This is a genomic window from Leifsonia sp. NPDC058194 (assembly GCF_042883605.1).
Classification (GTDB): domain Bacteria; phylum Actinomycetota; class Actinomycetes; order Actinomycetales; family Microbacteriaceae; genus Leifsonia.
Genome location: NZ_JBHVVL010000005.1, coordinates 284506 through 307789, shown reverse-complemented (window position 1 = coordinate 307789; position 23284 = coordinate 284506). Strand labels below are relative to the sequence as shown.

Annotated in this window: 19 protein-coding genes; 13 read left to right on the top strand and 6 right to left on the bottom strand. The window is 71.1% G+C overall.

What is annotated here, in order from left to right; genetic code table 11:
• Positions 1 to 12 precede the first annotated feature (12 nt).
• On the bottom strand, positions 13 to 1266 hold the full coding sequence (gene purD, locus ACFVU2_RS18655) for a phosphoribosylamine--glycine ligase (RefSeq protein ID WP_387877497.1): 1254 nt from the start codon (positions 1264 to 1266) through the stop codon (positions 13 to 15).
• Between the two features lie 57 nt (positions 1267 to 1323).
• On the opposite strand from purD, the gene ACFVU2_RS18650 reads away from it, so the two are divergent.
• From ACFVU2_RS18650 to ACFVU2_RS18595, 12 genes are all read left to right on the top strand, one after another.
• On the top strand, positions 1324 to 1680 hold the full coding sequence (locus ACFVU2_RS18650) for a sterol carrier family protein (RefSeq protein WP_387877495.1): 357 nt from the start codon (positions 1324 to 1326) through the stop codon (positions 1678 to 1680).
• A gap of 60 nt (positions 1681 to 1740) precedes the next feature.
• Positions 1741 to 2100, top strand: coding sequence for a hypothetical protein (locus ACFVU2_RS18645; RefSeq protein ID WP_387877493.1), 360 nt, complete (start codon positions 1741 to 1743; stop codon positions 2098 to 2100).
• A gap of 33 nt (positions 2101 to 2133) precedes the next feature.
• Positions 2134 to 3711, top strand: coding sequence for an amidophosphoribosyltransferase (gene purF / locus ACFVU2_RS18640; RefSeq protein ID WP_387877490.1), 1578 nt, complete (start codon positions 2134 to 2136; stop codon positions 3709 to 3711).
• Positions 3712 to 3751: 40 nt separating this feature from the next.
• Positions 3752 to 4873, top strand: coding sequence for a phosphoribosylformylglycinamidine cyclo-ligase (gene purM, locus ACFVU2_RS18635; protein WP_387877487.1), 1122 nt, complete (start codon positions 3752 to 3754; stop codon positions 4871 to 4873).
• 222 nt (positions 4874 to 5095) lie between these two features.
• Positions 5096 to 7141, top strand: coding sequence for a fibronectin type III domain-containing protein (locus tag ACFVU2_RS18630; RefSeq protein WP_387877485.1), 2046 nt, complete (start codon positions 5096 to 5098; stop codon positions 7139 to 7141).
• Between the two features lie 53 nt (positions 7142 to 7194).
• Positions 7195 to 11304: a metallophosphoesterase gene (locus ACFVU2_RS18625; RefSeq protein WP_387877482.1), complete on the top strand. Its 4110-nt coding sequence runs from the start codon at positions 7195 to 7197 to the stop codon at positions 11302 to 11304.
• Positions 11305 to 11433: 129 nt separating this feature from the next.
• Complete coding sequence (locus ACFVU2_RS18620; protein WP_387877479.1) at positions 11434 to 12702, top strand: Calx-beta domain-containing protein; 1269 nt, start codon at positions 11434 to 11436, stop codon at positions 12700 to 12702.
• A gap of 45 nt (positions 12703 to 12747) precedes the next feature.
• Positions 12748 to 13326, top strand: coding sequence for a helix-turn-helix domain-containing protein (locus ACFVU2_RS18615; protein ID WP_387877477.1), 579 nt, complete (start codon positions 12748 to 12750; stop codon positions 13324 to 13326).
• A gap of 124 nt (positions 13327 to 13450) precedes the next feature.
• Positions 13451 to 14374, top strand: coding sequence for an ABC transporter ATP-binding protein (locus tag ACFVU2_RS18610; protein ID WP_387877475.1), 924 nt, complete (start codon positions 13451 to 13453; stop codon positions 14372 to 14374).
• Positions 14371 to 15114, top strand: coding sequence for an ABC transporter permease (locus tag ACFVU2_RS18605; protein WP_387877472.1), 744 nt, complete (start codon positions 14371 to 14373; stop codon positions 15112 to 15114). Before ACFVU2_RS18610 ends, ACFVU2_RS18605 begins: the two co-directional genes overlap by 4 nt.
• Before the next feature lie 25 nt (positions 15115 to 15139).
• A complete protein-coding gene (locus tag ACFVU2_RS18600) occupies positions 15140 to 16285 on the top strand; it encodes a sensor histidine kinase (RefSeq protein WP_387877470.1) in 1146 nt (381 codons plus the stop codon).
• On the top strand, positions 16282 to 16890 hold the full coding sequence (locus tag ACFVU2_RS18595) for a response regulator (protein WP_387877467.1): 609 nt from the start codon (positions 16282 to 16284) through the stop codon (positions 16888 to 16890). Before ACFVU2_RS18600 ends, ACFVU2_RS18595 begins: the two co-directional genes overlap by 4 nt.
• 12 nt (positions 16891 to 16902) lie before the next feature.
• Here ACFVU2_RS18595 and ACFVU2_RS18590 read toward each other — a convergent pair whose 3' ends face one another.
• Positions 16903 to 17115, bottom strand: coding sequence for a DUF3073 domain-containing protein (locus ACFVU2_RS18590; protein WP_387877465.1), 213 nt, complete (start codon positions 17113 to 17115; stop codon positions 16903 to 16905).
• Positions 17116 to 17256: 141 nt separating this feature from the next.
• Here ACFVU2_RS18590 and ACFVU2_RS18585 point away from each other — a divergent pair, with 141 nt between their 5' ends.
• Complete coding sequence (locus ACFVU2_RS18585) at positions 17257 to 18330, top strand: NAD(P)-binding domain-containing protein (protein ID WP_387877462.1); 1074 nt, start codon at positions 17257 to 17259, stop codon at positions 18328 to 18330.
• A 109-nt stretch (positions 18331 to 18439) separates the two neighbouring features.
• Here the strand turns inward: ACFVU2_RS18585 and ACFVU2_RS18580 are convergent, their stop codons facing one another.
• Genes ACFVU2_RS18580 through ACFVU2_RS18565 form a run of 4 tightly spaced genes read right to left on the bottom strand, consistent with a single transcriptional unit; the run spans position 18440 to position 23281 of the window.
• Positions 18440 to 20437 (bottom strand): glycogen debranching N-terminal domain-containing protein, encoded by a 1998-nt coding sequence (locus tag ACFVU2_RS18580; protein WP_387877459.1) that lies wholly within the window; start codon positions 20435 to 20437, stop codon positions 18440 to 18442.
• Positions 20434 to 21240, bottom strand: a complete 807-nt coding sequence (locus tag ACFVU2_RS18575) for a Type 1 glutamine amidotransferase-like domain-containing protein (protein ID WP_387877457.1) — start codon at positions 21238 to 21240, stop codon at positions 20434 to 20436. The genes ACFVU2_RS18580 and ACFVU2_RS18575 overlap by 4 nt, the downstream gene beginning before the upstream one ends.
• Positions 21237 to 22148 (bottom strand): carbohydrate ABC transporter permease, encoded by a 912-nt coding sequence (locus tag ACFVU2_RS18570; protein WP_387877454.1) that lies wholly within the window; start codon positions 22146 to 22148, stop codon positions 21237 to 21239. The genes ACFVU2_RS18575 and ACFVU2_RS18570 overlap by 4 nt, the downstream gene beginning before the upstream one ends.
• The gene (locus ACFVU2_RS18565; protein WP_387877451.1) at positions 22145 to 23281 is read right to left on the bottom strand and encodes a carbohydrate ABC transporter permease; all 1137 of its coding nucleotides are present in this window, start codon (positions 23279 to 23281) and stop codon (positions 22145 to 22147) included. Before ACFVU2_RS18565 ends, ACFVU2_RS18570 begins: the two co-directional genes overlap by 4 nt.
• Positions 23282 to 23284: the final 3 nt, after the last annotated feature.

Below are 23284 nucleotides of genomic sequence, written 5' to 3'. Positions count from 1 at the left end.
CCGCATCGGCGCTCAGGAGACGCGGGCCGCGATGTCGGTGCGGTGCTGCGAGCCCTCGAGGTGGATGCGGCCGACGGCCTCGTAGGCGCGCTCGCGGGCCTCGGCGAAGGTCGTGCCGCGGGCGACGACCGAGAGCACGCGGCCGCCCGTCGCCAGAAGCACGCCGGACTCGTCGAGCGCGGTCGCCGCGTGCGCGACGGTGACCTCGGGCACCTGGGCCGCAGCCTCCAGCCCGGTGATCGGGCGGCCGGTGAGCGGCGCCTCCGGATAGCCTTCGCTCGCGACGACGACGGTGACCGCGGTGTCGAGCGCGAACTCCGGGCGCGGCATCCCCGCCAGTGCACCGGTCGCCGCCGCGAAGAGCAGCGACGACAGAGGGGTGACGAGTCGCGGGAGCACGACCTGGGTCTCCGGGTCGCCGAAGCGGGCGTTGAACTCGATGACGCGGATGCCGCGCTCGGTCACGATCAGACCGCAGTAGAGGAGGCCGATGAACGGCGTCTGCTCGATGGCGAGCTGCCGCACGGTGGGCAGCGCCACGGTGTCGATGACCTCGTCGACGAACGTCTCGGGCAGCCAGGGCAGCGGCGAGTAGGCGCCCATGCCGCCGGTGTTGGGCCCGGCGTCCCCGTCGAGGAGGCGCTTGTAGTCCTGAGCCGGGCTGAGGGGGAGGACCGTGTGACCGTCGCTGACGAGGAAGAGCGAGACCTCCTGGCCGTCGAGGAACTCCTCGATCAGCACGCCGCCCTGGCTCAGGTAGTGCTCGGCGTGCGCGAGGGCGGCGTCGCGGTCCTCGGTCACGAGCACGCCCTTGCCGGCGGCCAGTCCGTCGGCCTTGATGACGTACGGTGCGCCGAGGTCGTCGAGGGCCTTCTCGACCTCCGCGAGCGTGCCCGCGCGGACGGCCCTGCCGGTGGGAACGCCGGCGGCCTCCATGATCCGCTTGGCGAAGGTCTTGGACCCCTCGAGCTGCGCGGCGGCCTTGCCCGGACCGAAGACCGGGATGCCGCGCGTGCGCACGGGGTCGGCCACTCCGGCCACCAGCGGCGCCTCCGGGCCGATGACGACGAGCTCGATGCCGTTCTCGATCGCGTACTCGGCGACGGCCGCGCCGTCGAACGGGTCGAGCCCGGTCTCGACCGCGACTTCGGCGGCGATCCCCGCGTTGCCGGGGGCCACGACGATCTCATGCCCGGCCCCCTCCGCGAGGAGAGCGGTGGTGATGGCGTGCTCACGGGCACCGGAACCGAGGACGAGAATCTTCACGCGACCATGCTAGAGGGCCGCGGTGAGTGACGGCCGCCGCGGTGGGAGGATGGGCGCATGGCCCGTGCGAAGATCCCCGACTCCGAGGGCGGTCCCGCGGTCCGCGCGGCTCTCGCCGAGGGCGCCGACCGGAACACCACCGCGACCGCCGTGCGCTACCTCCTGCAACTGCTCGCCGAGCGTGCGCCGGGCAACACCGTGGAGGTGCGGGTGCCTCCCTTCGGCGCGACCCAGTGCATCCCGGGACCCCGCCACACCCGCGGCACCCCGCCCAACGTCATCGAGACGGATCCACGCACGTGGCTGGCCCTCGCCTCCGGCGCTCTGACCTGGGACGACGGCATCGCCTCGGGTTCCGTGCACGCCTCCGGGCAGCGCGCGTCCCTGGAGGGCCTCCTGCCGCTCCGTTACTGACCCCAGGGCGGCGTCGCCGGGGTGGGCGTCCACCCAGGCGGGGTAAGGGAGAATGGACGCATGACCGATAATCCGGAGGAGCAGGCGTCCGTCACCGAGGCGGAGGTGCGCGTGCACCGCTCGCCGCGCTACTTCCGGTTCATGCTCACCGGCGCCATCCTGTTCGCGATCGTCGCTCTGGTGCTGACCTTCGCCTTCCCGGAGAACCCCACGTACGACCGCGGCACCGTCTTCGGGTTCCTGCTCGCGATCTGCGTCACCGTGGGCGTCGCCCTGGGCTCGGTCGTCGCGCTGATCATCGACCGCGCCACCTCGCGGCGCGCGCGCAGTGTGCAGGCGGATAGAATCGACGTGCACATCCCCGCGGAGGAGCCCGGCGACGAGCCGCAGAGCGACGGGCCCGCGTCCCCCGAGAGCTGAACATCACGACACACCTCGAGAAAGGGGTCCGCTGTGGCCGGAGGCGACGGTCTTCTCACCCACGATCTTCTGCCCGGTGAGAAGGGACCTCAGGACGCATGCGGCGTCTTCGGGGTCTGGGCTCCCGGTGAAGAGGTCGCCAAGCTCAGCTACTTCGGCCTCTACGCGCTGCAGCACCGCGGCCAGGAGTCGGCGGGCATCGCGACGAGCGACGGCGACAAGATCCTCATCTACAAGGACATGGGCCTCGTCTCGCAGGTCTTCAACGAGAACGCGCTCAACTCGCTGACCGGGCACATCGCCGTCGGCCACACGCGCTACTCGACCACCGGAGCCTCCAGCTGGCAGAACGCGCAGCCGACGCTCGGCCGCACGTCCAGCGGAACGGTCGCTCTCGGCCACAACGGCAACCTGACCAACACCGCGCAACTCATGCAGCTCGTGCACGAGCGGTACCCGGAGCTCGACGGCGAGCTCACGCGCGGCAACACGACCGACACCGCGGTCGTCACCGCCCTGCTCACCGGCGACCTCGACCACACGCTCGAGGCGACCGCGCTGGAGGTGCTCCCGCGTCTGCGCGGCGCCTACTGCCTCGTCTTCATGGACGAGCACACGCTCTACGCCGCCCGCGACCCGCAGGGCGTGCGCCCGCTCGTGCTCGGCCGTCTGGAGCGCGGCTGGGTCGTCGCGTCCGAGACCGCGGCGCTCGACATCGTCGGGGCCAGCTTCGTGCGCGAGGTGGAGCCCGGCGAGCTCATCGCCGTCGACGAGAACGGCCTGCGCACCACGCGCTTCGCCCCCGAGAAGCGCGCCGGCTGCGTCTTCGAGTACGTCTATCTCGCGCGTCCCGACACCACGATCGCGGGCCGCGGCGTGCACGAGGCCCGCGTCGAGATGGGCCGCCAGCTCGCCCGCGAGCACGCCGTCGAGGCCGACCTCGTCATCCCGACCCCGGAGTCCGGCACCCCCGCGGCCATCGGCTACGCGCAGGCCTCCGGCATCCCGTTCGGGCAGGGGCTCGTCAAGAACTCCTACGTGGGCCGCACGTTCATCCAGCCCTCGCAGACCATCCGCCAGCGCGGCATCAAGCTCAAGCTGAACCCGCTCAAAGAGGTCATCAAGGGCAAGCGCCTCGTGGTGGTCGACGACTCGATCGTGCGCGGCAACACCCAGCGCGCGCTCGTGTCGATGCTGCGGGAGGCCGGAGCGGCCGAGGTGCACGTGCGCATCTCCAGCCCGCCCATCACCTGGCCGTGCTTCTACGGCATCGACTTCGCCTCGCGCGCCGAGCTGATCGCGACCGGCCTGGGCGTCGAGGAGGTGCGCCAGTCCATCGGCGCCGACAGCCTCGGCTACCTGTCGGAGGACGGCATGATCGAGGCGACCGAGCAGCCGCGCGAGCGCCTCTGCACGGCCTGCTTCACGGGCAAGTACCCGATCGAGCTGCCGGACGCGCACCACCTGGGCAAGAACCTCCTGGAGCGTCCGCAGGCGGTCATCGCCGAGTCGGACACCGGGGCGGATGCCGCGTCGGACGGCTGCGAGCCCGGACCCGACTCCGAGTACGAGCGCCTGCTGTCGTTCGGGGACCCCGGCCGCCAGGAGTAGGCAGGAAGAGGGCGGCGCGCCCGCCCGGTACGATTGGTGGGTGACCGAACCCACCGCATCCTCGTCCTCCTCCTACGCCGCCGCCGGCGTCGACACGGCCGCCGGGGACCGCGCGGTCGAGCTCATGAAGGCCGCCGTCGCCCGCACCCAGGGCCCCGAGGTCTTCGGCGGAGTGGGCGGTTTCGCCGGGCTCTTCGACGTCTCGTTCCTGAAGGACTTCCGCCGCCCGCTGCTGGCGACCTCCACCGACGGCGTCGGCACCAAGGTCGCGATCGCGCAGGCGATCGACAAGCACGACACCATCGGCCAGGACCTGGTCGGGATGGTGGTCGACGACATCGTCGTCGTGGGCGCGCGCCCGCTCTTCATGACCGACTACATCGCGTGCGGCAAGGTCGTGCCCGAGCGCATCGCCGCGATCGTCGCCGGCATCGCCGGCGCGTGCGAGGCGACCGGCACCGCCCTGGTCGGCGGCGAGACCGCGGAGCACCCGGGCCTGCTCGAGCCGGACGACTACGACGTGGCCGGTGCCGCCGTGGGCGCGGTCGAGGCCGACGACCTGCTGGGCGCCGAGCGCGTGCGCGACGGCGACGTGGTGCTCGCGATGGCCTCCTCCGGTCTGCACTCCAACGGCTACTCCCTGGTGCGGCACATCCTCGCGCAGCGCGGCATCGGCTTCACCGACCACTCCGACGACTTCGGCGGGCAGGTGGGGGAGTCGCTGCTCGAGCCGACGCGCCTCTACACGTCGCCGCTGCTGCGGGTGCTGCACGAGCCGTCGCTGCGCGGTGCCGTGCACTCGCTGAGCCACGTGACCGGCGGTGGCATCGCGGCGAACCTCGCCCGCGTGCTGCCGATCGGGTCCTGGGTCGAGGTGGACCGTTCGACGTGGTCGCCGAGCCCGGTGTTCCGCATCCTGAGCGACCTCGCCGGCAGCACGCTCGAATCGTCCGAGGGCACCTGGAACCTCGGCATCGGGATGTTCGCCGTCGTCGCCGCGGAGGCGGCCGCCGCAGTCGCCGCGGCCCTCACCGCCGATGGCATCGCGACCTGGCCGGTCGGCACGATCTCGACCTCCGCGCGCGACCTGGCCGGCTTCGAGCAGGGCGCCAAGGGCGTCGACGGCGGAGCGGTGCGGCTGGTGGGCTCCTACGCGGTTTGACCGTGGCCCAGCGGGATCCCCGGCGGGCGAATGCGTTAGTGTAGCGCTTTAGCAATCACCGTTGTCAACTCGGTTTTCCACACGCGTGAACCTTTTCTGAACGGTTCCGGAACTAGCTGAACGTCTTCTCAGACGGTCCATAGGCTGGCGATCGCTGCGCTCGCAGCATGTGGCCGCGCCCTCGCGCGCCACCTACCCGACCGCCCGAAGGACCTCCCCAGGATGAGATCTCCCGCGCTCTCACGCGCCCTCACGAAGTCGAAGACCCGAACGGTCCTGGCCGCAGCGGGGGTGGCCGCCGTCGTGGGTGCGGCCACCTTCGCGGGCGGCCTGGCCTTCGCCGCCGGCGGGCTCAACCCGCCCGCCGAGAACCCCGCGATCGTGTACGCGCCCAGCGCGATCCCCGACCGCGTGATCCTCACCCCCAGCTCGACGCCCGCCGCCACGCAGAACGTCTCGTGGCGCACGGCGAAGGGCGTGGCCGCGAAGGTGCAGATCTCGCCGCTGACGAAGGGCCCGGTCACCGCGACCGGCACGTTCGACGCGACGACGACGGTGCAGTTCTCGACCGACCTCGGCTATGACATCGCCTACCACACGGCCACGATGACCGGCCTGGCGCCCGCCACCGGCTACCTCTACCGCGTGGGCGACGGCGACACCTGGAGCGAGTGGTTCGAGTTCCAGACCGCCGCAGACGGCGCGCAGGACTTCTCCTTCCTGATCCAGGGCGACGCGCAGAACGACATCAAGGCGTACGCGTCCCGCACCTTCCGTGCCGCCTTCGAGGCGCGCCCCTACGCCAAGGCGGTCGTCCACCTCGGCGACCTGATCGACACCGATGTCGCGGACGCCGAGTGGGGCGGCTGGAACGAGGCCGCCGGCTTCCAGAACGGCTACCTCAACGTGCTCGCCGCCCCCGGCAACCACGAGTACTACCCGGGCCCGCAGCTGACCAAGTACTGGGGCGCCCAGTTCGAGTACCCGCGCAACGGGCCGACGGGTTCGCCGGAGGTCTCCAGCTACTTCGACGAGAACACCTACTACGTCGACTACCAGGGAGTGCGGTTCGTCTCCCTCAACGCGAACGCGGCGCCGGGTGCGCTGCTCGACGCCGAGACCGCCTGGCTCGACACGGTGCTCGCGAACAACCCGAACAGCTGGACCGTCGCCTACATGCACCAGCCGCTGTTCTCGGTGACGTCGGGGCGCGACAACAAGCTCGAGCGCGACGCCTGGCTGCCGCTGTTCGAGAAGTACGACACCGATCTCGTGCTCGCCGGCCACGACCACGCGTACGGGCGCGGCAACCTGATCGCGAACGAGAAGAACCTGCCCGCGGGCGCCGATGCCAAGACCAGCCAGACCGGACCGGTCTACATGGTGACGGTCGCCGGGCCGAAGGCCTACATCCCGGACCCGCTCGAGTCGAACAACTGGATCACGAACGGCGCGAACCTGCGCAGCATGAACCACGACGCGCAGATGTACCAGACGGTCGACGTCACCGACGGCGAGATGCACGTCGAGAGCCACCTGGTCACGGGCGAGCTCTACGACGGGTTCACCATCACCAAGAAGGCCGGCACCAAGCTGGTCACGGACGATACGACCGAGCGCGTGACGGGTCCCGGATCCGACCGCGCCGCGTACTCCGCGCCGCAGCTGCCCATCCCGGCCACCCCGGGTGCGACCCCGCAGCCGACCTCCACGCCGGAGCCGACCTCCACGCCGGAGCCGACCTCCACGCCCGAGCCGACCTCCACCCCGGAGCCGACGTCGACTCCGACGCCGACCTCGACGCCGACCGGCCAGCCCACGCCGGAGCCGACCCCGTCGGCCAGCCCCTCCACGCCCGAGCTCTCCGCGACCGGTGTCGCCGCGGGCGGGACCGTGCAGATCAAGGGCGGCGGATTCGCGGCGAACGAAGACCTCGAGGTCACCCTCCACAGCGACCCCGTGACCCTGGGCAACTTCGCGGCGGAGGCCGACGGCAGCTACTTCGCCACCCTCCGCATCCCGGCCGACACGACCCCCGGCCAGCACCGCATCGAGGTGCGCGGCCTCGAGTCGGGCGCGGTCGTGAGCGTCCCGCTCACGGTCCTCGCCGCCGGCTCCCCGAGCACGGGCGTCCGCGACCTCGCGGCGACCGGCTCGGACGCCCTCGCGATCGGCATCCCGCTCGCCCTCGGCGGGGCAGCGCTCCTCGCCGGCGGACTGATCGTGGTGCTCCGCACGCGGCGCAAGCAGGACGGAGCAGAGGCCTGATGACCGGCACCGCCAACCACCCGAGAACACCTGACCCGAAAGGCCGTCACACGATGACGAACTCGTCGCGGCACCGCCGCACGAAGCCGAGACTGCTCGGCGCCCTCGCCGCGGTCGCGGTGGCCTGCGGAATGCTCGCCCCCGTCGCCGGGGTCGCGCAGACCGCATCCGCCGCCACCGTCCCGGCCGCACAGCAGTACGTCCCCAGCCGGGTGCCCGACCGTGTCGTGCTCACCCCGGCCGCCGACGCGTCCACCGCGCAGTCGGTGACGTGGCGCACCTCCACCGCCGTCACCTCCGGTCAGGCGAAGGCCGAGATCCGCGTCGCCATCTCGGAGGCCTACCGCACGGATGTCACGACCGTGCCGGCCGCCGAGAACACGACGATCGACTCGGGCTTCGGCTACCAGACGACGTACCACACGGTCCGCTTCACCGGGCTGTCGCCGCAGACGAAGTACCAGTACCGCGTCGGCGACGGCACGACGTGGAGTGAGTGGCAGCACTTCTCCACGGCGGCCAAGACGGCTGAGCCGTTCTCGTTCATCTACCTCGGCGATGTGCAGAACGGCATCAAGTCCGACGCCTCCCGCGTCATCCGCAATGCGTTCCGCGACCGGCCCGACGCCAAGATGGTGCTGCAGGCCGGCGACCTGATCGACTCGGCGAACGACGACTCCCAGTGGGGCGAGGTGTTCAAAGCGGCCGGGTACCAGTTCGGCGAGCAGAACTTCCTCGCCGCTGCGGGCAACCACGAGTACGAGGGCGACACGCTCTCGCGGCAGTGGCAGGCGCAGTTCGACTACCCGGCCAACGGCCCGAAGGACGCCGCCGCGGCCTCCGTGCTCGACGGCACCGTGCACTACAACGACTACCAGGGCGTGCGCTTCGTCTCGCTGAACAGCAACATCACGGAGTCGAAGGCGCTCGCGGTGCAGACCGCGTGGCTCGAGTCGGTGCTGAAGGACAACCCCAACAAGTGGACCGTGGTGTACTTCCACCACCCCGTCTTCTCGCTCGACGAGGGCCGCAACAACACGGCCATCCGTCAGGCCTGGGTGCCGCTGTTCGAGAAGTACAACGTCGACCTCGTGCTGCAGGGTCACGATCACAACTACGGTCGAGGCAACAGCAACGCCTCCGAGAAGGACCTCCCGGCCGGATGGAACAGTGAGCTGAACTACGACGGGCCGGTCTACGCGGTCTCCGTCGTCGGCAGCAAGATGTACTCCAACGCAGGCCCGCGCCTGTGGACGTCGAACGACGCCCACCTGCGCAAGCTGAAGGGCGACACGGAGCTCTACCAGCTCGTCGACGTCTCGGGCGACGAGCTCCGGTACGAGGCTCGCACGGCCGACGGCCAGTACTACGACGGCCTCACCATCGTGAAGAACTCCGCGGGCAAGGCCGTGACGGACGACAGCAAGCCGGACAAGATCGACGGCAACACGTCGCCCTGCCTCGGCTGCACGCCGAACCCGGATCCGGGCGGCGAGAACCCGGGCACCGAGAACCCGGATCAGACCGTCGACTACCGCGTCGTGAAGCAGCTCTCGAGCGTCAACAAGTCGAACGCGCAGCTGCCGGCGGGCTCCGCCTACTCGCAGTCGAAGAAGCGCCTCTACCTGGGCGATCAGAACAGCCGGAGCATCTTCGAGCTCGACCCCGACACCGATGCGGTGACCCGGTCGATGACGCTGCCGGAGAACATCCGCGACCTGGGGATCGACGACGCCAACCAGCTGCTCTACGTCGGCCAGCAGAACCGCAACTGGGTCGTCGTCTCGATCGCGGACGCGAACTTCGGTCAGGTCGTCCGCGGCCCGTACACGTTCATCGAGTCGAACCGCTCGATCGACGTGGACCCCGCCGCGGGTCTCGTCTACGGCGCCATCCCGTCGCGCGGCGTCGAGGTGCTCGACGCGGCCACCGGAAAGTCCCTCGGCGTCATCAACGGGACGGCGGACGCCTACTACGTCGCCGCCGACCCGAAGACCGGCATCGTCACGACCGCGTATTTCCGCGACGCGGACGGCGCGGTGAACATCGCCGCATTCGACCCGAAGAAGGACTACGCGCAGGTCTGGGAGAAGGTCACACGACCGAACGCCCGCCAGCTCGACATCGACTCGGCCCACGGCCTCGTCTACGTCGGCTACACGGGCACCGCGGCCGGCAGCGGCGGCTTCTCGGTGCACGACATCGCCACCGGCAAGCAGCTCGGCGACTTCGCCGACCCGAAGTACGGCAAGGACGGCTACGGCATCTCGGTCGACGAGGAGCGCCAGCGCGTCTTCGTCTCCAACCGCGACTTCCGCCTCAACCCGCCCGGATCGGAGAGCACCGCGGTCGCCGTCACGATGAGCGAACGCGTGCTCGACGACACGTTCGAGTACACGCCGTCGGCCACCGTCACCTCGGTGAACAAGTCGAACGCCCAGCTGCCCGCCGGGTCGGCGTACTCGCAGTCGAAGAAGCGCCTCTACCTGGGCGACCAGAACAGCCGCGCGATCTTCGAGGTCGACCCCGACACCGATGCGGTGACCCGGTCGATGACCCTGCCGGAGAACATCCGCGACCTGGGGATCGACGACGCCAACCAGCTGCTCTACGTCGGCCAGCAGAACCGCAACTGGGTGGTCGTGTCCATCGCCGATGCCAACTTCGGCGCGGTGGTGCGCGGTCCGTACACGTTCATCGAGTCGAACCGCTCGATCGACGTGGACCCGGCCAACGACCTGGTCTACGGGGCCATCCCGTCGCGCGGTGTCGAGGTGTTCCAGGCCAGCACGGGCGTATCGCTCGGCGTGATCAACGGGACGGCGGATTCGTACTACGTCGCGGCCGACCCGAAGACCGGAATCATCACCACGGCGTACTTCCGCGACGCGGACGGCGCGATCAACATCGCCGCGTTCGACCCCAAGAAGGACTACGCCGAGGTCTGGGAGAAGGTCACCCGTCCCAACGCCCGCCAGCTCGACATCGACTCGGCCCACGGCCTCGTCTACGTCGGCTACACGGGCACGGCGGCCGGAACCGGCGGGTTCTCGGTGCACCGCATCGCCACCGGCGAGAAGGTCGCCGACCTGACCGGTCCGGCCTACGGCAAGGACGGCTACGGCATCTCGGTCGACGAGGAGCGCCAGCGCGTCTTCGTCTCCAACCGGGACTTCCGCCTCAACCCGCCCGGGTCGGAGAGCGCCGCCGTGGCGGTCACGATCAGCCAGCGCAACGGCGTCGCCCCGACCAACCCGGGGACGGACCCCGGCACGGATCCCGGGTCGCCGTCCACCCCGCCGACCGGTGTCGCCTACGCGCCCACCGCGCTGAAAGCGATCCCGTCGGCGACGGACAACGCCGACCTCGATGTGAAGCCGGTCGGCTCGGCGGTCGACCCGGTCACGGGCCACCTGTTCGTCGGCAATGAGATGCGCCCGGCGCGGGTGCTCGAGATCGACCCCGCCACGGACACGCTCGTCGCCACCCACGCCGTCCCCGGCGGCGAAGCGGAGGGCGTGCGCGATGTCGCGATCGACAGCGCGAAGGGCGAGCTCTACGTCGCGTACGGCGCGGCGTGGGCCGTGCTCGACACCAAGACGGACACGGTCAAGCGCGGGCCTTTCGCCTTCGCGGCGAACGTGCGCGGCCTGGACGTCGACCTCGCCACCGGCCGCGTGTTCGGCGCCACCCGTCAGACCGGCTTCCAGGTGATGGACGCGAACACGGGAGCGGCGATCACGACCGTCGATACCGCGGGCGCCGCCAACTGGACGTCGCACGGCATCGCCGTCGACACCGTGGCGAACCGCCTCTACGTGACGAACGACAACGCGGCGGGCACGGAGGGTGTGCGCGCCTACGACGCCACGACCTACGCCCTGCTGCAGACGCTCGACGCGTCGAAGCCGGACTACCGCTCCATCGCGGTGGATCCGGCCGCCGGTCGCCTCTACATCGGTCACTCGACCGACACGTTCGAGGCCAGCGGTGTGCGCGTGCTGAAGGCCGCCGATCTCACGGAGATCGCGAACTTCTCGGCGCACGCCTACGGCAACAAGGTCTACGGCGTCTCGGTCGACTCGGCGAAGGGCGTCGTGTACGTCTCGGCCCGCGACCGGTACCCCACGGCCGTCATCGCCCTCCAGCGGGCGGCGAAGTAGTAGCAGGCACCATCACCGGACGCCCGCCTCCCCGGCCCTCGTGGCCGCGGGAGGCGGGCGTTCCGTCGTGTGCGGCGTGCCCTGTTCTGGTCGGAGCGGTCGGCGGCCGCCAGTGGATAGGCTGACGGGGTGACCCGCCTGTCTGCCCACCTTCGTGTGGCGTGCGCGGTGGGTGGCGCGGCCCTGGCCGCTCTGCTCGGAGCTGCTCCGGCGGCCCTCGCGCAGCCCGTCCCGGCCGTTCCCGTCATCCCGGTCGTCACTCCGCTGGTCGACTGCGTTCAGGATGCGCCCCTCGGTGCGGTCACCGCCCGCACCGTCGTGCTCGGCTACCGCTCGACCGCCGAAGCGCCCGTCACGATCCCGGCGGGCGCCGGCGACAACGATCTCACCTCCGGCGCCGCCGACCGCGGTCAGCCGAGCACTTTCCTGCCCGGCGAGCACCACGGAGTGGCGTTGCTGACCATCGACGCGCAGGTGGAGCCCGCACTCGGCTGGCGGATTCGGGATGCGGTCGCGGCGATCGACGCGTCGGCGCCCGCCTGCACCGACGCCACGGTGGTGACGCTCAGCGCGCCGGCGAGCACGGAGGCCGGGCGCTCCTTCGTCGCGACCGCCGCCGTCTCCCGGCTCCTGATGGGCGTCGCCGACAGCGGGTCCGTGGGCTTCGCCGTCGACGGGGGAGCCGAGACGATCGTCGCGGTCGCCGGAGGCGTCGCCCGCGCCGACCTGACCGCCCCGGCCGCCGGCGCTCACACCCTGGTCGCGCGGTACATCCCGGCCGACGGTTCGGGGCTGAGGCCGTCGTCCACCTCGGCGGCGCTCACGACCGTTGTCGCGAGCGGTCCGCTCTCGGTCGCGGCGAACAGCGTTGTCGCCGGCAGCACATCCGCGATCGTCGTCGTGTCCCGTGCCACGACGACCGGTGAGGCAAGCGTCGACTACGTGACCGCGGACGGGACCGCGCGGGCCGGCAGCGACTACTCCGCCGCCTCCGGGACGGTCGTGCTCGCGGACGGGGTGCGCGAGGCGAAGGTCCGCATCTCGCTTCCCCCGCGCGCGGCCGGCTCGCCCGCCGCGTCGTTCTTCGTCCTGCTGCAGCGCGCGTCGACCTCGGTGGGCTCGGCGTCCGCGACCGTGTGGCTCCCGGCCGGCACCGCCCCCGCGGCTGCATCGGCCGATGGGCCGGCCGGCACCGGTGCCGTCGCCACCGTCGCGGGGTCGAGCGCGCCCGACGGGCCCGCGTCGGCGCTCCCCGTGGCGGACCCGACGGCGAAGGCTGATGGCGCCGCCGGGCAGGACCTCCTGCTCCTGATCGTCGGGGCCGTCCTCAGCGTGGGCGGCATCGCGGGCGTCGTGAGCATCATCCGCGGGGTGACGCTGAAGAACGAGGGCGGCTGACCCGGGCGGCGCTGTAGAAAATATAGTTACAGCTATAATCCAAGCATGTCCGATCTTATTCGCAGCACGCGCGCGTCGCTCGGGATCACCGGGGCCCAGCTGGCCGATCGTCTCGGTGTCAGCGTCGGCGCAGTGTCTCAGATGGAGCGCTCCGAGCGGGACGGGCGCATCCGGCTGGATACATTGAGACGAGCGCTGGGCGCGCTCGATCGGCAGCTGGTGCTCGGCGAGGCACCCGAATCCGCGTACTCGCGTTTCGCCCCTGAGCGCGTTACCGAGGGGATGCAGGCGGCACTGGACGACGGCGACGAGACCCTCGCCCTCCGGCTGCTCACGCAGGCTGCTCAGGTGGTGCGCGAGCAGGGTGCGAGTCTCACGGAGAGCGAGTTGCAGACACGACCGTCGCAGTTGGCGGACCGTCGATGGGAGACCCTCTTCCGTGCGGTGTACGGAGGCACGTTCACCGACGATCACCGTCCCCGATGGGCTGTCCCGCAACGCCTGCCGCGTCGCTGGTATGTCTCGCAGTTCGAGTCCCTCCGGCGACGCGCAGAGCAGTCCACCCCCGACTATCTGCGTGACCTCAACATCTTCCTGGACGAACGAAGCCTGAGCAGAGCATGAAGCGCGGGTTCTCGGAGGCCGCACGCATTGAGGAGGCGGATCCTCGCCACCCATGACATTCATCACCCCGACCTCCTGACACCCGCACTGCGCACCCCGCACTCCGCAGCGGGAGGCTGAGAGCGTGAATCAGACACCTGCCATCCGCCTCGCCGGCCTGCGCAAGTCCTTCGGCTCGCTCACCGCCGTCGACGGCGTCGACCTCACCATCCGTCCCGGCGAAGTCGTCGCCCTGCTCGGCCCCAACGGCGCCGGCAAGTCGACGACCATCGACCTCGCCCTCGGTCTCGCGCGGCCCTCCGCCGGCACCGCCGAGCTGTTCGGAGCCGAGCCGATCCGCGCCATCCGGGAGGGACGGGTCGGCGCCATGCTGCAGGGCGGCGCCCTGCTCCCCACACTCACCGTCGGGGAGTGCGTCGCCCTCGTCGCCGCCGCCCACCGGCACCCGCTCAGCGTCGCAGAGGCGCTCGAACGGGCACGGTGCACCGAGATCGCGAAGCAGCGCGTCGCCAAGCTGTCCGGCGGCCAGATGCAGCGCGCCCGGTTCGCCGTCGCCGTCGTCTCCGACCCGGACCTGCTCTTCCTCGACGAGCCGACGGCGGCCATGGACGTGGAGGCGCGGCGCACGTTCTGGCAGTCGATGCGGGAGTTCACCGAGGAGGGCCGGACGGTCGTCTTCGCCACCCACTACCTCGACGAGGCCGACACGTACGCCGACCGCATCGTGATGCTCGCCCGCGGCCGCGTCGTGGCCGACGGCACCCCGGCCGAGGTCAAGGCGGTCGTCTCCGGCCGCCGCATCCGGGCGACTGCCGGCTTCGCCTGGAGCCCGGCCGTCGAGGCCGCACTCGCCGGTCTGCCCGGTGTGCGCAGCGTCGAGCACCGTTCCGGCCAGCTCACCCTCGTCAGCGACGACTCCGACAGCACGTTGCGAGCGCTGCTGACCGCGCACGACGACATCCACGACATCGAAGTGACCGCGCACACGATGGACGAGGCGTTCCTCGCCCTGACCGAGGTGCACGAGACGGAAGGAGCGACGCGATGAGCATCGCCTACCTGGGGCGCGAGTCGCTCCGTCAGCTGAAGAACATGCGCTCGATGGTGTTCACCCTCGCCGTCCCCCTCGTGATGCTGGTCGCGTTCGGCGGGACGTTCGGCGGTCGCGGGCAGGTGGATGCGGTGACGCACCTGCCGTGGATCGTCGTCACCACGATCCAGGTCGCCGCGTACGGCGGCATGATGGCCGCTCTCTCGCAGGCCTTCGGGATCGTCACCGAGCGGTCGATCGGCTGGAACCGGCAGCTGCGGGTCACCCCGCTCTCCGGCACCGGCTATCTCGTGTCCAAGCTGGTCGCCGCGCTGGCACTCGCGCTCGTGAGCATCGTGGTCATCATCGGGGTGTCGCTCGCCCTGTATCACCCCGCGCTGTCCGCAGGCAGCTGGATGCTGGCGGCGCTCGGTATCTGGTGCGGCGTCATCCCGTTCGCCCTGCTCGGCATCCTGATCGGGCAGTTCGCGAAGCCGGAGTTCGCCCAACCGCTCTTCATGGCCGTGTTCATGGGGATGGCCGTGCTCGGCGGACTGTGGATCCCCCTCCAGATCTTCCCCGTCTGGGTCGCGAACGTCGCACAGGCGGTCCCGTCCTACTGGCTCAACCGCGTCGGACAGCTGGGGGCGCTGCAGAGCGGGGACGCCCTGACGCCGGCGCTGGTGCTCGCCGCGTGGACGCTCGCTCTCGGCGCCCTGGTCGTCTGGCGCTACCGCCGCGACGCGGCGCGCGGCTGACCGGGCCCCTGATTAGGGTAGGGACGTGTTCAGCAACGAGGTCGAGCCGCGCAGGCCGGCCGGGATCCGCGCCCGGCTGACCCACACGGCGGCCCTGCGCTGGTACCCCGGTGCGGTGATCGGGCTCGTCTATCAGGTGTCCGTCCTGATCGGGCTCTGGACGTCGGACGGCACGCTCGCCGAGAAGACCGTCGCCACCCTTCTGCTCGTGCTCGTCTATGCGGGCTTCCTCGCCCTCCCGCCGCTGCTGTGGTGGGAGGGCGAGCGCACGCGGATGATCGTCATCGGCGCGTACTTCGCACTCACCCTGCTGCTCGTCCCCTTCCTCGGCGTGATCACCTGCTGGACCTGGGTGTACGTCGCCTGCGTGATCGGGATGGTGGTCGCCCGCCCGGTGCTGTCGACGGTGCTCATCGTCGCGCTCGGGGCGCTGCAGCTCGTGGTCTTCCTGCTCGCGGGCGGATTCGACGACTACTGGTATATCGCCCTCGTCACGGTCTCGATCGGCATCATGATGAGTGCCTTCGCCCGCCAGATCGACGCCCTCCGCAAGCTGCGCAGCGCCCAGGGCGAGATCGCCCGGCTCGCGGTCATCGAGGAGCGGTCGCGGTTCTCCCGCGACATGCACGACGTGCTCGGGCACTCGCTCACCGTCGTCACCGTGAAGTCCGAGCTCGCCCGCCGGCTCGTGCCGGTGGATCCGGCGCGGGCGGAGGCCGAGCTCGCCGACATCGAGCGCCTCACCCGGTCCGCGCTCGCCGACCTGCGGGCCGCCGTCGCCGGCTACCGCGAGATGAGCATCTCGACCGAGCTGGCGGCGGTGCAGGCGAGCCTCGCGGCCGCCGACATCACCGCGCACCTGCCGCGCAGCGGGGAGGAGGTCGAGCCCGACCTCCGCGAACTCTTCGGCTGGGTGCTGCGGGAGGGGGTCACCAACGTCATCCGCCACTCCGGTTCCCGCAACTGCTGGGTGACCGTCGGCGCGGACACCCTCGCCATCGAGGACGACGGCCTCGGGCCGGCGCCGGTCGGCTCGGTGCCGACCGCCGCGGCCGTGCGCGGCTCCGGGCTCGCGGGGCTCGCCGAGCGCGCGCGCACCGCGGGCGCCACGGTCGAGGTCGCGGCGGGGACGCACGGCGGAACGCTGCTGACCGTCCGGAGGACCGCATGACCGTCCGCCTGCTGCTCGCCGACGACCAGGCTCTCGTCCGTGGCGCGCTCGCCGCCCTGCTCGACCTCGAACCGGACCTCGAGGTCGTCGCCCAGGTGGGGCGCGGCGACCAGGTGGTGGAGGCCGCTCGAGCGTCCGCCGCCGATGTGGCGCTGCTCGACGTCGAGATGCCCGGCCTCGACGGCATCCAGGCCGCCTCCGCGCTCCGGGACTCCCTCCCCGCCTGCCGCTCGCTGATCGTGACGACGTTCGGCCGACCCGGCTACCTGCGGCGCGCGATGGAGGCCGGAGCCTCGGGGTTCATCGTCAAGGACACCCCGTCGGGGCAGCTCGCCGACGCCGTGCGGCGCGTGGCCGCGGGTCTGCGTGTCGTCGACCCGACGCTCGCCGCCGAATCCCTGGCTTCCGGGGTCTCGCCGTTGACGTCACGGGAGGCGGAGGTGCTGGCCCTGGCCGGCGACGGCGGCACGATCGCCGATATCGCGCGACGTCTGCACCTCAGCGAGGGGACGGTGCGCAATCACCTGTCGAGTGCGATCGGTAAGACCGCCGCGCGCAACCGCTCGGACGCCGTGCTGATCGCCACCCGGCAAGGGTGGCTGTAGAGACGGGACCCGTCAGGCGCGCTTGGGCGTCTCGGTCTCTTCGTCCTCGTAGCCGTCGCCGGATTCCTCCGGCTCGTAGTCCGCCCACGCGTCGTACTGGTGGTCCTCGTGGTGTGAATGTCCGGTCAGCTCGCGCTCGAGCGCGTCGTAGTTGACAGTCGGGCTGAACGACTTCAACTCACGTGCGATCTTGGTGTGCTTCGCCTTTTGACGGCCGCGCCCCATGCGTGACCCCCTTTTGGTCCCAGCCCGGGGGCAGGGCTCCCGGGGATCCGAACAGAAACAATAAAAACTAGCATCGAGTTTAGCATGCAGGCCCGCATGGACCCGGAGTATGCGCACAGCCGAAGATGATGGGATGGCAGCGTGACCACGAGCAGGACCGAGACCCAGGTGGTCGTCATCGGTGCGGGCCAGGCCGGGCTCGCTGTGGCCTACTATCTGCGGCGGTTCGAGCTGGTCCCCGGCGAGGATTTCGTGCTCTTCGATCGCGGTCCGTACACGGGCGGCGCCTGGCAGCATCGGTGGGATGCCCTCAAGCTCGGCAGCGCCCACCACGTCAACGATCTGCCCGGGATGGCCGAGGTCGGGTTGAGCTTCGACACCGCCGACCGGTTGCTCCCCGCCAAGGACATCGTCGCCGGCTACTACCGCCGCTACGAGGAGCACTTCGGCCTCCGGGTGCAGCGGCCCGTCGCCGTCTCCAGCGTCTTCAACCGGGGCGCCGACCTCGTCGTCGGGCATTCGCAGGGCGAGACCGTCACCCGGGTCGTCGTGAACGCCACGGGGACGTGGGGTGCTCCGTTCATCCCCTGGTACCCCGGGATGAACACATTCTCCGGTCGGCATGTGCACACGTCCTCCTACGTGTCGGCGGAGGAGTTCGCCGGCCAATCGGTCGTCGTGGTCGGCGGCGGGACCAGCGCGATCGGGTTCCTGCTCGAGCTCGAGGGCATCGCGGCCGAGACGGCCTGGGCCACCCGTCGCCCGGTCGACTTCCGCGACGAGTCCGAGCTCACGATCGAGGGCGGGGTCGCCGCGGTGCAGCAGCAGGATGCGGCGGCCCGCTCGGGCGCCGCGCTGCCGTCCATCGTGAGCGGCACCGGCGTCCCGCGCACCCGCCGCATCGCGGCCGGGATCGAACGCGGGGTGCTGGTCGAGCGCCCGATGTTCACCGCGGTCGAGCCGGACGGCGTCCGGTGGAGCGACGGTTCGTTCACGAAGGCGGATGCGATCATCTGGGCGACCGGGTTCCGCCCCGAGCTGCGGCATCTTGCACCGCTCAAGCTGCGCGAGAAGGCCGGTGGGCTGACCGTCGCCTCCGGCGCCTCGTGGCAGGACAGCCGCATCTTCCTGGCCGGTTACGGCCCGCAGGCCAGCACCATCGGCGCCAACCGCGCCGGCCGGGTGATCGCCCGCCAGATCATGGCGCAGCTGTAGGCCGACCTTTCCTCCAGTTCCGCCCCGCCTCTCGCGGAAGCGCCCGCTCCATATGCAGCGAAAGCCGGACGCGGGGAGCGTCCGGCCTTCGCTGCGCGTCAGATACCGATCAGGGCACGTCGACGTCGCGCGTCTCGCCCGCGAAGCGCAGGCCGCGCACGTGGGTGTTGGCCGCAGCGGCGACCGGGGCGGTCTCGAAGCGGCCGGTGGTGGCGTCGGCGTTGAGTCCCAGGCGCGCGCTCAGCACGGAGACGGCCGCCGCCGCCGACCACGCCTGCGGGCGGCAGGCCGCCGGGTACGGGATCGGCGCGGCCGTCTGCTCGGCGCTGTCGCCGGCGTGCAGCTCGGGCATCCGGTAGCCGAATCCGGCTGCGGCGGCGAGCAGGCCGTCCGAGAGCTGCTCCGCCTCGGCGGCGAAGCCCTCACGGGCCAGGCCGGTGATGACGATCGCCGTGTCGTGGGCCCAGACGCTGCCCCCGTGGTAGCTGAGCGGCCAGTAGCCGCCGGCCGCGCTGGACATCGTGCGCAGCCCGTACCCCGAGGAGAGCTCGGGCGATGCCAGGCGGCGGGCGATGAGCTCGGCCTGACCGGGTTCGAGGATGCCCGTCCCGAGCAGGTGGCCGATGTTGCTGGTGACGGAGTCGACCGCGCGCTTCGAGGCGTCGAGCGCGATCGCCGGGTAGGCGCCGGCCGGGTCGTCGATCCAGAAGGAGGCGGCGAAGCGCGCCTTGAGGGCAGCAGCCCACTCGCGCCACTCGTCGGCGCCGTCGCGGCCGAACGCCTCGAGCAGTGCAGCGCCGCCGATCGCGGCCTCGTAGGCGTAGCCCTGAACCTCGCAGAGCGCGATCGGGCCATCGGCCAGCGTGCCGTCGTTCCACTGGATGGAGTCGCCGGAGTCCTTCCAGCCCTGGTTGGCGAGGCCGTGGCCGGTGGTGTCCGCGTACTCGAGGAATCCGTCGCCGTCGCTGTCGCCGTGGTCGCGCATCCAGAGCAGAGCGGCCTCGAGCGAGGGGAGGAGCGCCTCGACCTCGTCGGCCGGCATGCCCCAGCGCCAGGCGTCGTGGAGCAGGGTGATCCAGAGCGCGGTGGCGTCCACCGTGCCGTAGTAGAGCGGGGGCAGCACGACGCCCTCGCCCGGGATCGTGAGCGCCGACGGGCGCAGCTCGTGCATGATCTTGCCCGGCTGCTCGGCCGTCTCGCCAACGGTCTCGGTGCCCTGGAGGGCTCCGAGCACGCGGAGGGTGGAGGCGGCCAGCTCGGTGCCGAGCGGGAGGAGCATGCGCGCGGCCCAGATCGAGTCGCGGCCGAAGAGCGTGAAGAACCAGGGGGCGCCGGCGGCGAGGAAGACGTCGTCCGGCCGGGCGGTGGTGGTCATGCGCAGCGACTGCAGGTCGGCGAGCGCGCGCTCCAGCCAGGAGGCCAGACGCGAGTCGCCGGTGGAGGCGCTGAACGAGGCCCAGTCGGCGGAGGGGCCGGCACCGGCGACGACGGCGGTCGGGTCGTCGACGGCGATCTCCCACGAGACGGTCGCCGCACCGCCGCCGGCGATCTCGACATCCCAGTGCAGGGCGGCGTCGGCCGCGTCGCACTCGATGCGGGCGCCCTCGGCGCGCAGCACAGCCGTGACCGGTCCGGAGGTGAAGGTCACCGTCGAGCCGTCGACCCGGGCCTCGACGGGGTGCTCCGCCCCGCTGAGGCCGGCCTTGACCACCTGCATCGGGCTGAAGTCGCCGCGGACGGCGACGGACACGGTCGTCGTGACGGCCTCGCGCAGCGCGTTGCGCACGACGACGGTCTCGCGCAGGACGCCGGCGCGCACCTCGCGGGTGCGTTCGACGCGGACCCGGGGGTCGGCGGTGGAATCGTCGAGACCGCGTGCGAGCGAGGTGAAGACGGCGGTGGCCGCGTCGGGCCCGGCGGTGGCGATGTGCTCGAGGGTCGAGCCGGCGACCGAGAGGCCGACGCGGTCGAGGACGCGCAGATCGGAGTGGAAGAACCCGTGGATGCCGACGCCGTCCACGTCGCCGTCGGCGGTGGACCAAGCCTGGCTGGGCGCGGTCAGGACCACGACGCTGTCGTGCAGCAGGGGTTGGAGCGGGTGGGTCATCGCGGCTGTCGCGCCTCCTCGTTAGGGGGTGTGAGTGTGGATCGGTCGGTGGGGTCGGTGGGGTCGGCGGGGGTGTCGCGGAGGACCCGGGGCGTCACGCGGGTCTCGGTGACGGAGTCGGCAGAGCGCTCGAGCAGCCACGCGGCGGCGCCGTCGCGCTCGGCGACGACGTCGACGAGGTCGCTGCCCCGGTAGACGAGGCCTACGCCCTCCTCGAGCGCGTAGCCGCCCGCGAGGGTCCCGTCTGCGATGGCGGCCAGGTGGGCCGGCCGGCGCTGCGGATCGGAGTCCCAGTGCACGCCGAGGGAGCCGGCGAGCAGGCCGAGGCCGTCGGCCACCGCACTGATGCCGGGCCCGAAGGAGGCGGTGGTGCCGCCCTCGTGCCAGCACAGCGCGCCCGCCGAGCCTCCGGCGAGGACGACTCCGGCCTGCCACGCCTCGGTGAGGAGCGTGTCGAGGCCGTGGGCACGCCAGACCGCCAGCAGGTTGACGAGGCTGCCGCCGCTCACCCAGATCACGTCCTGCCGCAGGAGGTGCTCGCGGAGGTCCGGGATGTTCGGGTGCGGGAAGAAGCGCACGTGGCTGGCCTCGACGCCTGCGATCCGCGCCGCCTCGAGCTCGGCGCCTTCGATGTGGCGCTGGTCGCCGCCGGCGGTGTTGATGTGCGTGACGCGGGGCGCGCGCCCCGTCACCTCTGCGAGCTCGATCGCGTGCAGCAGCAGCGGGCCGTACACGGAGTCCGACCACCCCCCGCCGTTGAGGCCGCCGCAGGTGGCGACGATCGTGGGTGAGGCGGCGGTCACTCCTTCACCGCGCCCTCGCTCGAGTTCATGATGCGGCGCTGGAAGATGAAGAACATCACGGCCACCGGGATGGTCATGAGGGCGGCGGCCGCGAGCTTGAGCGGGAACTGGTTGCCCTGGCTGAGCTGGCCGCTGGCGAGGCCCGCGACACCCTTGGTCAGGGTGGTGAGAGCGGGATCCTGCGTCGAGACGATGAAGTGCGCGAGCTCGTTCCACGACCCCTGGAACGACAGGATGATGATGGTGATGAGGGCGGGCCGTGCCATCGGCAGCACGATCGACCAGAACACCCGGAAGGTGCTGGCGCCGTCGATGCGGGCCTGCTCCTCCACGCTGGCGGGGATCGACTCGAAGAAGTTCTTCATGATGAAGACGCCGGCCGCGTCGGTCAGCAGCGGGAGGATCATCCCCGCGTAGGAGTCGTAGATGCCGAGCTGGTTGATCACCAGGAACTTCGGGATGAGCAGCACCACCATCGGCACCGACATCACGGCGACGAGGGCGGCGAAGATCACGCCGCGCCCGCGGAAGTGCAGGCGAGCGAGCGCGTAGCCGGCCAGGGAGTTGAAGAACACGCGGCCGAGGGTCACGAAGATCGTCACGATCGCCGAGTTGGCGAACCACGTCGGGAAGTCGGAGTTGAGGAACAGCTTCGTGTACGCCGCGGTCGTCCACACCTGGGGGATGAGGGAGACGGGGTGGGCCGTCGCGTCGGCATCGGTCTTGAACGACGTGGCCAGCTGGATGAGGAACGGCAGGATGTACACGATCGCCAGCACGACGAGGATCGCGTAGCTGACCGAGGTCGCGGCGATCGTGCCGTTGGAGCGACGGCGGGGCGGCCGTGCGGGCGGGGTCGCAGTCGTCTTCTCGGCGCCGGACGGCGCAGCGGGCAGGGTCGCGGTCATCGCTTCGGCTCCTTCTCTGCGGCGGCGGTGACGCCGTCGGGCACCGCGGTGCTGGCCGTGACGGCGGGCTGGTAGAGGCGCATGCGGCGCTTGGAGACCGCGCGCTCACGGAGGACCCAGCGCTGGAAGATGGTGAACAGCACGATGATGACGAACAGGATGAACGCGATCGCCGCGCCCTGTCCCCAGTTCTGGTCGACGAACGAGGTCTTGTACGACTGGTAGGCCGGGGTCAGTGTCGTCTTGCCGGGCGCGCCCTTGGTGCCGGTGTAGATCTGGTCGAAGACCTGCCAGCAGCCGATCAGACCGAGGGTCAGCACGGTGAAGAGGGTCGGGCGCAGCTGGGGGAGGGTGATGCGCCAGAAGCGCTGCCATCCGTTGGCGCCGTCCATCATCGCGGCCTCGGTGATGTCGCCGCCGAGGTTCTGGAGGGCGGCGATGAAGAGCAGCATGAAGGTACCGCTCGTGGTGAAGACGGCCATGATGATGTAGGCCGTCATGGCGACCGAGGGGCCGCCCAGCCAGTCCCACCAGGAGACGCCGAGCACGGTGTTCTGCGTGAGCGCGCTCGGGCCCTGCGTGACGCCGAAGATCCGCAGGAAGTTGTGGACGAGGCCGTCGGGGTCGTTGAACCAGTTCGGGCCGTTGATCCCGATCCAGGACAGCATCTGGTTGACGGCGCCGGTGGTGCTGAAGAGGAAGAGCCACAGCACGGTGATCGCCACCGAGCTCGTGACCGACGGGAAGTAGAACGCGGTGCGGAAGAATCCGCGGCCGCGCAGCACAGCCCGGTTGACGAGGACCGCGAGGCCAAGGGCGACGGCGGTCTGGATCGGCACGACGAGGACGACGTACCAGGCGTTGTTCTTGAGCGAGATGCCGAAGTCCTGCTCGGCCAGCCCTCCGCCCCCGAGGATCGCGGTGTAGTTCTTGAGCCCGATGAAGCTGACGTCGGAGGAGAAGGGGCTGCCCCGGCCTCCCCAGTCGGAGAAGCTCACCCAGAGCGCCATGAGCACCGGGACGACGAGGAACACGCCGAGGAGGATGATGACCGGGGCGGTGAACAACCACCCCGAGGCGGCCTCGCCGCGCCGGATTCCGGAACGGCGAGACCGACTCGTGGTTTGCGACATGGG

Coding starts and splice junctions, on each gene's coding strand:
- ACFVU2_RS18650 (WP_387877495.1), top strand. CDS start 1,324: ATGGCCCGTGCGAAGATCCCCGACTCCGAGGGCGGTCCCGCGGTCCGC.
- ACFVU2_RS18645 (WP_387877493.1), top strand. CDS start 1,741: ATGACCGATAATCCGGAGGAGCAGGCGTCCGTCACCGAGGCGGAGGTG.
- ACFVU2_RS18630 (WP_387877485.1), top strand. CDS start 5,096: ATGAGATCTCCCGCGCTCTCACGCGCCCTCACGAAGTCGAAGACCCGA.
- ACFVU2_RS18625 (WP_387877482.1), top strand. CDS start 7,195: ATGACGAACTCGTCGCGGCACCGCCGCACGAAGCCGAGACTGCTCGGC.
- ACFVU2_RS18615 (WP_387877477.1), top strand. CDS start 12,748: ATGTCCGATCTTATTCGCAGCACGCGCGCGTCGCTCGGGATCACCGGG.
- ACFVU2_RS18605 (WP_387877472.1), top strand. CDS start 14,371: ATGAGCATCGCCTACCTGGGGCGCGAGTCGCTCCGTCAGCTGAAGAAC.
- ACFVU2_RS18595 (WP_387877467.1), top strand. CDS start 16,282: ATGACCGTCCGCCTGCTGCTCGCCGACGACCAGGCTCTCGTCCGTGGC.
- ACFVU2_RS18590 (WP_387877465.1), bottom strand. CDS start 17,115: ATGGGGCGCGGCCGTCAAAAGGCGAAGCACACCAAGATCGCACGTGAG.
- ACFVU2_RS18580 (WP_387877459.1), bottom strand. CDS start 20,437: ATGACCCACCCGCTCCAACCCCTGCTGCACGACAGCGTCGTGGTCCTG.
- ACFVU2_RS18570 (WP_387877454.1), bottom strand. CDS start 22,148: ATGACCGCGACCCTGCCCGCTGCGCCGTCCGGCGCCGAGAAGACGACT.
- ACFVU2_RS18565 (WP_387877451.1), bottom strand. CDS start 23,281: ATGTCGCAAACCACGAGTCGGTCTCGCCGTTCCGGAATCCGGCGCGGC.